Here is a 10,884-nt window from a genome sequence, read left to right on the forward strand (position 1 = left end):
GATGTTTCAACTTCAGAAGTTGACTTGCGAAGTCAGCAAGCTCGCTGGAGAATGCCAGTCGTGAAACTGTTTACAACCAGGCACCCACCAGACGGCAAAATCTGCCTGCCGGATCGTGCGCCTACTTCTTGGATTTGCCCATTACGGCTTGCCGACAATGGCTGCATGATTCTGCTTGAAGCCTGCTGCGTCCCGTTTAGCGATTAGTTGCGTTTGTAGCATGTTTACCACTGTGGCATACTCTGGATTTCCTGCCTGGTTGGTGAATTCGTCTGGGTCCCGTTTCAGATCGTACAGCTCTAAGCCCTTTTCCCCAAAGCCCCACTGCGTGAAACGCCAGTCCGCCGTGCGAATCGATTCTCCTCCGCTGCGGCTGATTGTGAATGCCTGTTCCTTCTTCCAGGACGGAGATTCGGTATCGGCCAGCAGCGGTTGCAGACTTATTCCCTGGAGAGAGTCTGGAGCGGCCAGGCCAGCCAGTTCGGCCAGGGTGGGGTAAAGATCGACCAGTTCCGTGATCTTGGTGGTGCCACGGCCGTGCTGATCTGTGAGCCACGGCACGCTGATGATAAACGGTACTCGCGTGGCCTCTTCGAACAGGTGCTGCTTCTGGTATTTGTGGTGATGCCCCAAAAGGTAGCCGTGATCACTAGTGAATACGACAATCGTATTGTTCGCCAACCCCTTTTCCTGCAGAGCATCCAAGACGCGTCCGACCTGCGCGTCCATATACGAAACGCTGGCGTAATAGGCCTGTAACAGCCCTTGATGCAGCTCAGGCGTCACGCCGTAAGTTGTGCTGTTTCGTTTGTAGTCGCGGATGATTCCGGGCACGTCGTCCAGGTCATTCTCCGGCACTACCGGTGCGACCATTTCCGCTCGATTGTATTTGTCGAAATACTTTTTCGGGGCGACAAGTGGTACATGCGGTCTCACGAATCCTACGGCCAGAAAGAACGGTTTGTCCTTGACCTTGTCAAGAATCTCGATGGCACGATCTGCTGCCATTCCATCGGCGTGCTCACCGTCTCCGCCGGATGCAATCACACCGGCAAAGGTCTGTGACCCGTTGTTTTTCGGCGACCAGTTCGTCAGCTCACCGGCAGCGTTTTGTTCCGGAGCCGTGATGTTGATCGCTTCGTCCCATGAGAAGGGATCATCGCTTTCCGCTGTTCCGGCGATGATCTCAAAGGGGATCCCCATGTGATAAATCTTGCTGACTCGGCCCGCGTAGTAGCCGTTGTTGCGAAAAGTCTGCGGCAGCGTTACGACGTCAGGCATGCTGCCTCGCAAGGTGCCTTCATTGCCCAACGTTAGATTCGAATACGGATACAAGCCAGACATAATCGACGCCCGCGACGCACCACAAACCGGATACTGACAGTGCATGTTCTCAAATTTGACACCGTGGTGTGCTAAGCGATCGAGGTTGGGTGTCTTGCACTGCTTGTGCCCAAAGCCACTCAGAGCGGTATTCAGGTCATCTGCGATCAGGAACAGGACGTTCGGCTTCTCAGCGCGTGCCGGTACATTCGGAATCAGCGTCGTTCCGACCATTGCAAAAACTATCAGACAAGTCGTTTTCATCGTTCGATTCTCATATTCCGGTTCGGAGGCTGATTGAGTTCATCCTGGAAGATCTTGCAGCCTACTGTTAAGCCTTAGATCGGGCAGTGCCGCTCTACGGTATTTCTGGCAATGCAAAATCTCTTAGCAAGCGCGGTGGTCCGCTGAGCGCCTGATCGTCATCGACTTCTTGCATCTGCTGGACAACCAACTCACGCAGTTTCGTTAGTGTGCGAGCTTGATGGGAGGGTGTGGCCAAGTTGTTTTTCTCGAACGGATCGCTTTCTAGATCGTAGAGTTCTTCAGCTGGATTGCTGTGATAGTCATGCAAGAAAGCTGCTGCCTTCGGGGCGGTTTTCGCTGCATCGATGTACGATTGCCAGTGGTGGCCGGCGTGTGCCCAGTGCTTGGGGTCCCGCGGCGTTTCCATTGCCCAAACGTCGGTGTGTGTGGTGTAGGCGAATTCGGGGTGCAGGTTGCGGATGTACTTCCACTTGCCCACGCGGACGCTGCGAATCGGGTAGACGTTCTTTTCGTTGTCACCTTTGTGTGTGGCGAAAATTACGTCACGATGTTTGTTGGTTTCGCCCATCAACACTTTAGCGAACGACCGCCCCTCAATCCCCGACGGCGACGTTCCACCGGCCAAGTCGATCAGTGTCAGTATTAGGTCAATCCAACTGACCATCGCGTCTGTCGACGAACTCGGTTGGATTTTTCCGGGCCAAACTGCAATCAAAGGAGTACGGATTCCCGTTTCGTAGAGAGCCCATTTTGCGAAAGGCCACGGCATCCCATGGTCCGACGTGTAAACGACCAATGTGTTCTTCGCGTCCAGGTGTTTCGCGATCAGTCTTCGGGTTTGTCCGACGCGGCGGTCGATATCTTCGGCTCCTTCGACGTATCGCGTCATTTCCACTCGAGCTTCGGGCGTGTCAAAGATCTTCGGCGGAATGACGACGTCGGCAGGTGCGATTCTAGCCTCTTCTTTCGGCGGCCAAGCTGTGTGCGTGTCTGTCCAGCCAAGAAACAATGCCAGCGGTGGAGCGTCTACAGGGCGTTGCTGGAGAAATGCTTCAACCTGATCCAACGTCATTGTTTGTTGCAAGCCGCCACCGCCGAGAATCTTGACTCCGTCGGGCACGTACTGGCCAAAATGCTTCCTGCCGGCATGGCCGACCTTGCCATGAAAGACAACTTCGTACCCTTGTTCCAATAGCGCTGGCAGCAGTGAGACGACACCGGGTTTGAGTTGGATTTCGTGGTTGCCAACGATGCCGTTGCTATAGGGCATTCGCCCCGTGAAAAGTGCCGCGCGACTTGGCGCGCAGGCCGGCGACGCAACATAGACGCCGTCGAATCGAATTCTCTCATTCGCCATCTGTTGAAGGTTGGGTGTTTGAATCTCGCCCGCTCCATAAACCGATGAGTGGTACACGCCATGATCGTCAGCAATTGTGATCACAAAGTTCGGCTTCGCGGCCCAGGATGTCGTCCCGCAAAGCAGCATAATGGCCAGTGCGATGCCCGGTACAACACGCGGAGTAGCTAAACTCCTAGGAATGCTGCTTCGATGACGTTTTTTCATAGAGAGGTCTAACCTGTTAGCTAACGTGGTTCTGAGGGAAAGGTTTTTAAGTTTCAGCAGCCGAAGAGTCGCTTCAAAGGCAGTAGTCGTTGCTCTTGCTGTTGTGATAACGTCACTGTTTCTCCGTTGGCGAGGTTCAACGCGATGGATTTGAGCGACGTGCTGCCGGCGGTAAGGTGGGCGCAAACGTGGAATGATTTGCAACGCACCGGGAAGAGTGAATTGGAGCGTTTGCCACTGGTCCGACTTCTCTACGCTGACGTTAACACGACTGGCGCGACGAAGTCCTTGCCCGCTGAGCTGCGCCAGGAGAGGGCGATTGCGCCCGGATGAGAGCCTTCCGTTTACAAGGACTTGTCGAGGTTCATTCGCATTTCGAGGATGTGGGGCTCGAACCCCACTTTCTCATAGGCTCGCAATGCTGGTTCATTGCCGGGGTACACCGTCAAATGGACCTCCGGTAGATCGTTCGCGCGTGCCCAGGTGAAAAGGGCGTCAAGTACACGCTTGTTCACGCCTTTGCCGCGGTGTTCCGGAACCACGTAAAGGAAGCCGATGTAGGCATGGAAGGCCGGTTCTGTGTAATGCCGCGATGCCTTTCTCCTAGCATATCCAGAGCCGATTAGAGTACCGTCCAGTTCGGCCACAATGACTTCGGCTTCCGGCGAGGCAATAAGTTCGCTAATATCATAATAGCTGATTGGGTCAGGAAGCAGCGTTTCATCATAGGATCGTTCAGCCGCAATGATACCTTGCTCAAAGGTCAAAAGGATCGGAAGGTCGATCGCCGTCGCGGGCCGTATCACGATGTGCATGTGTCCCCTTTTGTGTGAACGTCATCGTTTCTTAGAGTTCAATTTCAGGCGTATCCGATACATTTCCACCAGCTGCCACTGTATTCGGTGACAGAATTATGCAATTTACTAATATAACGATATTTCGTCGTTTCATTCGCACGTAGGTTCTTGAGGCAGCTGGCATTAGATGGCGTATGGCTCTGCCTGGCAGCGTCCGCGCGTGCCACACGGACTCCATGGTTGGATTCTGTGGCAACGGTTGCGATCGCGAGACTAGCACCGCCGAGCCCGCAAGGAATGGAAAGCTTCCACTGAGTCCTCTAAGGTAGTTGCATGAATATTGAAATACTCGCTGTCGGCACCCGAGGGGACGTTCAGCCCTACGTTGCACTTGGAAAAGGCCTCTTGGCTGCCGGCCACTGCGTCACCCTCTGCACTTGCGCAAAATTTGAGTCGTTCATAACGGATCATGGATTGAATTATGCCTCTATGAACGACGATTTAATTGATTTCATGCATTCGGACGACGGAAAGATTGCAATGGAGAACACAGGCAATTGGTGGGAAGCAATCAAGACGGCATTCAAGCTGTTGCCTAAACTTGGGCCAATGCAGCGCCAGCAGATCAAGGACACTTGGGAATCGACGTGCGCCGCTAAGCCAGATCTGATTCTGTTTCATCCCAAAGCAGTCGGCGCGGTAGACTTTGCGGAACGCCTGGGTGTGCCCTGCATGCTTGCCTTCTATCTACCCATGTATGTTTCTACCGGTAGTTTTCCTGCGATGGGAATTCCAGATCTGAGAATTGGGCGTTGGTACAATCGCCTAACGTATCGTTTCATCGCCAAAGCAACGTGGTGGGGAACTGGCAAGTACATCAACGAGTGGCGACAGGCAAACGGCTTGCCACCCCGTCGGGGTGGCAAATACTTACGGCACGCCAATGGCGAGCCAATCCCCGCACTACATGCCTATAGCGAATCCATTATTCCAAGACCCTCTGATTGGCCCGAATCGGCGACCGTTACAGGGTACTGGTTTCTCAATCATCCAGAAGGCTGGCGACCATCACCGGAGCTTGAGGATTTTCTCGCCGGGGGTGAGCCGCCGGTCTACTTCGGCTTCGGTAGCATCTTTGGTCGCGATCCCGTTCATCTCACGCAGATTGTTCTAGATGCGGTTAGAGCCACCGGTGTGCGTGCGATTATTGCGAGTGGCTGGGGAGGCCTTGATCCCGCTCGGTTTGAATTGCCAAGCACCGTTCTTGCCATTGATTCCGTGCCTCACGATTGGCTCTTCCCACGCGTCGCCGCAGTTGTGCATCATGGTGGCTGCGGTACTACGGCGGCTGGACTCCGTGCCGGACGTCCGACAGTCGTTTGCTCGTTTTTCGGTGACCAACCGTTCTGGGGGGCGAAAGTCAAAGCTTTAGGAGTTGGGCCCGCGGCTATTCCTCAGAAGAGACTCAGCGTTGAAAGATTGAGTGCCGCCATCACCCAGGCTACAACAGATGTGACGCTTCGTGAAAAGGCTGATGCACTTGGTCAACGAATTCGAAATGAGGACGGTGTCGGCAACGCCGTCCAGTTCATCAATCATTGGATGAAGCGGTCGAGGTAGTCGTAATCTCGCATTCCGGCAAAACGCGTCATGAGAACACCACGCAGTGCGGACCGCCTGGGAGGTCGACATGATCGACGCACGTTAGCAAACGGGCTTTCGACATCGAGATGTACGACTCAATGTCTCGAATCACTTTCTCAAATCAACTTCGGTGCGAAACACCGAAGCGACTTTGCGATGCTTCAACTCTGCGGCGCGTGCATCAACCGGATGCTGGAAAAATATGCTCTTTACTACGGGGAGGTAATCCACCGACCGCACCGTGCCATAGCTAGTGTCCGTCCGGAAATTGAAAGCGTCTGTAAATTATTGGCTAATTTTCAAAAAAGCTCCCCGAAGAACGAACCCGCGAGCGAGTTCGAGCGTTGAATTTGTTGACTAAAACAGGTCCAAACGCTTAATCTTCGAGGAGTAGAAGTGGTTCGCAAGCCATATCAAAAACAGCAACGCTTCGATTGCAGCCCTATCGCACAAGTTGAACTCAACTTGGAATCTCGCGATGAAATCGTGCCCGTCTTGCTCGGGCTTCAATATCTTTATACCAATGCCAAGTTGAGAACGAAAGTCGTTCAGGCTGTCGCTGCGGATCTAAACCAAGACTCTCGACGGGATGTTGGAAGGCCAGGCATAGACGATTGGCATGTTGTTGTGCTTGCAGCAGTCAGACTTGGATGTAATCTTGATTACGACAAACTACAGGATCAAGTCGAGAATCATCGGCGTCTCCGCGGAATCATGGGAATCGGCGACTGGCAAGACACCGACGGTTTCACTTTCAGACGCATACGCGATACCATCTGTCTGCTCAAACCTGAGACGATTAGTAAGATCAACCAAGCTATCGTCACCGCTGGCCAGAGCATTGCTCCCGATGCCAGTTCCACAGTTCGGGCTGATTCATTTGTTATTGAAACTAACATTCACTATCCGACAGAGAGCAGTTTGATCTACGACGGTGTTCGCAAGTTCATTCCGTTCTGTGTTGAGTTGGCGCAACAGCTTGAGACCACAGGATGGAGACAAGTGGGGCATCTAGTCAAGAAGATCAAGAGCTTAAAGCAGCAGATAGGACGGATTGCTGCCAGCAAGAGCTCACGCAAAAAGGAAGCCTTGGAATCGCGTTATCGCGACCTGCTGCAACGCGTAGCACTTTTGCTCGAGCGAGCGAAATCACTGACGAATGAGGCGAAATCTCTCGGTGCGTCCACAGTAACTCTGTCGCTAATCACAACAATCGAACATTGGACAGGACTGACCGAGCAGGTTTGCGATACGGCGCGTCGGCGTGTCCTATTGGGTGAGTCAGTCCCCAATTGCGACAAGCTGTTCAGCTTGTTCGAAACACACACGCAGCTTTACCGTCGCGGCAAAGCCGGACAACCCAATCAATATGGTCGATTGGCTTTGGTTTACGAGGATGGTGCTGGTTTCATTAGTCACTATCACTTGATGGCTCGCGACGTGCGTGACCAGGATGTCGTGGTGGAACAAACGAAGTTGGCTCAGAAGAAGCACGCAGGCGAGATTCACACCGCGTCTTTTGACCGAGGTTTCTATTCAGCGGAAAATGAATCAAATCTGCAGCAGATAATCGAAGATGTATGCGTACTACCGCGGGCTCCTGGTGAATACGCACAGCGGATTAAGAACGAAAGTGTTAAATTTCACCGAACCCGACTACACCACTCAGGCATCGAGGCAGCGATCGGAGTGTTACAGCGGGGCAATGGTTTGAAGCGTTGTCGCGACCGGACTGAACTCGGCTTTGAACGCTATTTGGGATTAGCGATTCTAGGTCGCAATATACACACGCTTGGAAAGCTACTGCTTTCTAAACAACGCCCCAATGCATCGGCAGCGCAGAGCAAACGCAAAGCGGCTTAGGGCATGTGACTGAGGTTCGTCACTTTTGAATTAGCCAGCTGGCTACCGGTCCGCGCCAGCGGCGCAAAGTCGGTCAAAACGGCTGGATTTGACTTCACCTAGCGGCAATGAATGCGAAGCGAAGGCAACTCTTCCTGATTGTCTGATAGCATCTGACTGCGTGAAATCCTCCAGCAAGGCAATTTCCGGACAGACACTAGCTAGAATCGAAGGCAATCTGCCTGTATTCGACGGCTGAGGGCGGGAGCCTACACCTGAAGACCGTATCTGTGAAACCGGGGGAGTCGGTAGAGCTTGGTAATCTAACGCAACCCGGACCCTATAAACCCTACGTGCCTCCCACACTGGACGAGCAGATTCAAACCGCGTTCGACGTGGATGGAACACCGCTAGAGCGTCATCAGCAAGCGCTGCAGAACGTTCGGTTGGTCAATCAACGCTTGCTAGTCGTTTTTGGAAAGCCTACGGATCCGAGAATTCATCGCCTGATGGACATCCGCTATAACGATGGAGACTTTCGAATTCTTCGTGACGACTTCCTCTTCTTGGCGATTCCAACGGACTCAGCGCGACTGACAAACGCACTGGTTCTGGCCAAGGCACTGGGCCAAGATCTGAACGAGACAAGACAGGCATTCAATCTCGTGCTGGTGGATTCCGAAGGAAAAACGCTTGCGACTGCCGGTGACGCCGAATTGTGCGTCGCAGGTGAGCTCTCGAAGGAATTGTTGTTGGAATTCCTTCGGCGTCACGAGGTGCAGCCACTGAATGCGCAGCAACTCCTGAATAACGCGTTGCTACAGGCGACTCAAGAAAACAAGCGAGTCTTGTTACAAGAAACCGCGACATGGTGCCGACCTTGTCATTTGCTTTCCGGATTACTCGATGCGAATCGAAGTTGGGAGAAAGACTTCATTTGGGTCAAGATGGATCACCGCTGGACGGGGGCTAAGGAAATTATGGCGAAATTGCGCGACGGCGCTGAAGGTGGCATTCCTTGGTTTGTGATTTTGGATGCCCAAGGTGAGAAGCTTGCCACTTCGAATGATCCGTCAACTGGCAAGAATATCGGTTTTCCATCAGTACAAAATGGCCGCAAGCACTTTGCTAACATCCTCAACGCCACGCGTCAAAGGATGACGGAGCCTGAAGTGCAAGCTCTGGTAGATGCGATTGAGAGTTTCGAGTGAAGTTCGGCCAGCCAATTGCCTCGCGATTGTCAGTCGCTTTCTTGGTACACTTTCTGCCGATTTGAGCTTTCGACGTCTTATTCTGGCGCACCCTGTCCTATTCCGTTCCCGCTGTTGGTCGATGTATTTGAGGCAACGTTTTCTTGTAATCTGTTTTCGCTCGGCTATCTGAATCCACCCAACTCGAATTGCTGGCTGTGGTCGGAGCCTTGATTGCATCGAATATGACCTGTAGGATTGTCGGTTAATCCAAATTGGCACTTGGATCTCGGAGGCTGGTGTGCCGTTTTGTTGACAACAGGAAAAGACGATCGATGAAACTGATCTGCTAGTTGTGTTGCGAATTGGAAACCGAAAAACGAGGGACTCGTGGTCAAGACTTTCAGTGGGCTGAATAGTTGGGGCACTTCATTTGCCATGCTTTTATTAGCGGCCGCAAGCACCATTACCGGATGCCAAAAGCGCGAAGCGAGTGGCGTCGCTGGTAGCACTTCGGCAGACTCCGTATCTGACGAGGCCAGTTCGTCTGAGTATTCCGTTCCGGCTTCGGCATCGCCGCGAGAGGTGGCCGAGTTGGCGCTGAAGGCTATCGAAGCGGGCGAATTGCAAGGTTTGCAAAACTTACTCGCAACGAAGAAAATCAAAGCTGATATCCAGGCCATTACGCGAGGCAAAAACGCCTTTAGTTCCGTAGTTGACAAAGCCGTCCCCCTCGCCGCGTCGGCGATTACGAGAGAAATTGAATGGCTCGAACCTGAGGGCCGTACGATTGACCAGGAAGAAATTACTGGCGAAACCGCTAAAGTGGTAGTCAAGGGAACACGAATGGGGAAACCCCTCACTCGTCAGTTCTTTTTGATCCGGGAAGACGGTATCTGGAAGCTGGTACCCAGCCATCGGTAACGGGATGATCGTACAAGAGTTATCACAACGCGGCCCGATTTCCGCGCTGAACTATCTTTATTGCAACTTGATCCTGTTGGCTAATTCGGAAACCGTTCGGCTCGCTCGTCAGGAACTTCGGTATTGAATCGCAGGGGAAATGGGTTCGGTCCTATCCCACGCCTCCTCTGTAATGCCGTGAACAACAAGAACCACTGTAGCCATCAATGTTACGGTTTCGTCGTCGCGGTCTCGCGCACCATCGCATCAAGTCTGAATGACTTCGGACCGACGGAATTCTTGTGCTTCATCCAATGCCAGCGAAACTCCACCGTACAACGTCGCTTCCCGCACCGCCATAACCAGCGATTGTTTTTACCCTTTCAAGGCAAGCTCGGAAGTTGGCAAGAGTGTTCTCCGGGGCATGCAGCAGCAGGCCACGGTGAGCCACAATATGAGGTGGTTCAATGGCTAGTGGCGCCAGCGGAACAGCCATGAGGCAGCATGTGGTCAGCGTAAAGCAGGTCTTGGGAAGCATCTGCTTGCTTTCTGAGTGGGTCAATCATAGTCCTGTTCCGGTTCCGCCCAGACCTGGGCGTCTCCGTCATCATCGAGGTGGACGTGAATCTTGTTGGCTCGGCAACAGACCGGACAGTCCTCTACATAGATCTGCGAGGCGCCTTCGGAAAGGTCAAGTGGAATGACGATCTCTTCCCCGCAGGCATCGCAGGTGTAACTGCCTTCTTCCTGAGAGGTCGCTTGACTGAGCCTGGCCGCAGTTGATGGCTTGTTATCTAACCACGGTAGGGGCGCGCCGGATGTTAGCAGGTTGCAGGCCCACAGCATGACCGATAGAGGTTCTTCGTCTGCCAGTCGGTGGTCGGAACCGATTTCGAGGAGCATGTCGGGGGACAGGCCGTTAAGGGCGAGAAGCTCTTCGCTGTCAGCGAAGGGGATTACCTCGTCGTGGCGCGAGTGGAGAATTACGGAGTTCGGTTGAAGCTGCTTGGCGGTCCCCCAATTTTTCCAAGCGGGGCAGAGCAATACCAGCGGCGTGCCGCCGCTGTCGATGTTGAGCGCAACCGCCCCGCCCCGCGAGCTACCGACGATCACGTCGGGTTGGTAAAGATCGTATTCCGCTTGAGCAGTGGCTAGGGCTTCCGCGAAATCGTCGTCATGGAGCGGTGGATTGATGACCGTGTGCCCTTGATTCTTCAGGTAGGTTGGTTTGACGCCGCCTACTACTGAATGCCAGCCATGGAGAAAGAGGATTTTCATCGCGTCCGCTTCAAATTGGAGTGTGTCGGCCCGTCGAAGGATCAGAGCCACTGGTGGAAGGCCTTGGCAACAAAGC

9 protein-coding genes are annotated in these 10,884 nt (G+C 53.4%); 4 read left to right on the top strand and 5 right to left on the bottom strand.

From position 1 onward, the window contains the following. Positions 1–141 precede the first annotated feature (141 nt). The 3 genes from Q31a_RS03845 to Q31a_RS03855 all read right to left on the bottom strand — a co-directional run bounded on the left by Q31a_RS03845 (position 142) and on the right by Q31a_RS03855 (position 3,969). Entirely contained in the window at positions 142–1,587 is a 1,446-nt protein-coding gene (locus tag Q31a_RS03845; RefSeq protein ID WP_145074249.1) for a sulfatase, read from the bottom strand. 94 nt (positions 1,588–1,681) lie between these two features. Beyond that, on the bottom strand, positions 1,682–3,154 hold the full coding sequence (locus tag Q31a_RS03850; protein ID WP_145074252.1) for a sulfatase family protein: 1,473 nt from the start codon (positions 3,152–3,154) through the stop codon (positions 1,682–1,684). 344 nt (positions 3,155–3,498) lie between these two features. After that, on the bottom strand, positions 3,499–3,969 hold the full coding sequence (locus tag Q31a_RS03855; protein WP_145074255.1) for a GNAT family N-acetyltransferase: 471 nt from the start codon (positions 3,967–3,969) through the stop codon (positions 3,499–3,501). Between the two features lie 315 nt (positions 3,970–4,284). On the opposite strand from Q31a_RS03855, the gene Q31a_RS03860 reads away from it, so the two are divergent. The 4 genes from Q31a_RS03860 to Q31a_RS03875 all read left to right on the top strand — a co-directional run bounded on the left by Q31a_RS03860 (position 4,285) and on the right by Q31a_RS03875 (position 9,551). Further along, positions 4,285–5,571, top strand: coding sequence for a glycosyltransferase (locus tag Q31a_RS03860; protein WP_145074258.1), 1,287 nt, complete (start codon positions 4,285–4,287; stop codon positions 5,569–5,571). Positions 5,572–5,991: 420 nt separating this feature from the next. Further along, positions 5,992–7,458, top strand: coding sequence for an ISNCY family transposase (locus Q31a_RS03865; RefSeq protein ID WP_145074263.1), 1,467 nt, complete (start codon positions 5,992–5,994; stop codon positions 7,456–7,458). A 269-nt stretch (positions 7,459–7,727) separates the two neighbouring features. Then, positions 7,728–8,648, top strand: coding sequence for a thioredoxin family protein (locus Q31a_RS03870; RefSeq protein WP_145074267.1), 921 nt, complete (start codon positions 7,728–7,730; stop codon positions 8,646–8,648). A gap of 369 nt (positions 8,649–9,017) precedes the next feature. After that, entirely contained in the window at positions 9,018–9,551 is a 534-nt protein-coding gene (locus Q31a_RS03875) for a hypothetical protein (protein ID WP_145074270.1), read from the top strand. Between the two features lie 286 nt (positions 9,552–9,837). Here the strand turns inward: Q31a_RS03875 and Q31a_RS03880 are convergent, their stop codons facing one another. Both Q31a_RS03880 and Q31a_RS30680 read right to left on the bottom strand, forming a co-directional pair. Next, positions 9,838–10,068, bottom strand: coding sequence for a hypothetical protein (locus Q31a_RS03880; protein WP_145074273.1), 231 nt, complete (start codon positions 10,066–10,068; stop codon positions 9,838–9,840). Positions 10,069–10,088: 20 nt separating this feature from the next. Next, positions 10,089–10,859: a CPXCG motif-containing cysteine-rich protein gene (locus Q31a_RS30680; protein ID WP_231691053.1), complete on the bottom strand. Its 771-nt coding sequence runs from the start codon at positions 10,857–10,859 to the stop codon at positions 10,089–10,091. Positions 10,860–10,884: the final 25 nt, after the last annotated feature.

The sequence above is a fragment of the Aureliella helgolandensis genome, from assembly GCF_007752135.1.
GTDB lineage: Bacteria > Planctomycetota > Planctomycetia > Pirellulales > Pirellulaceae > Aureliella > Aureliella helgolandensis.

Bases quoted from the DNA above. Each gene is read 5' to 3' on its own strand.
- Q31a_RS03845 (WP_145074249.1), bottom strand. From the start codon at position 1,587: ATGAAAACGACTTGTCTGATAGTTTTTGCAATGGTCGGAACGACGCTG.
- Q31a_RS03850 (WP_145074252.1), bottom strand. From the start codon at position 3,154: ATGAAAAAACGTCATCGAAGCAGCATTCCTAGGAGTTTAGCTACTCCG.
- Q31a_RS03855 (WP_145074255.1), bottom strand. From the start codon at position 3,969: ATGCACATCGTGATACGGCCCGCGACGGCGATCGACCTTCCGATCCTT.
- Q31a_RS03860 (WP_145074258.1), top strand. From the start codon at position 4,285: ATGAATATTGAAATACTCGCTGTCGGCACCCGAGGGGACGTTCAGCCC.
- Q31a_RS03880 (WP_145074273.1), bottom strand. From the start codon at position 10,068: ATGCTTCCCAAGACCTGCTTTACGCTGACCACATGCTGCCTCATGGCT.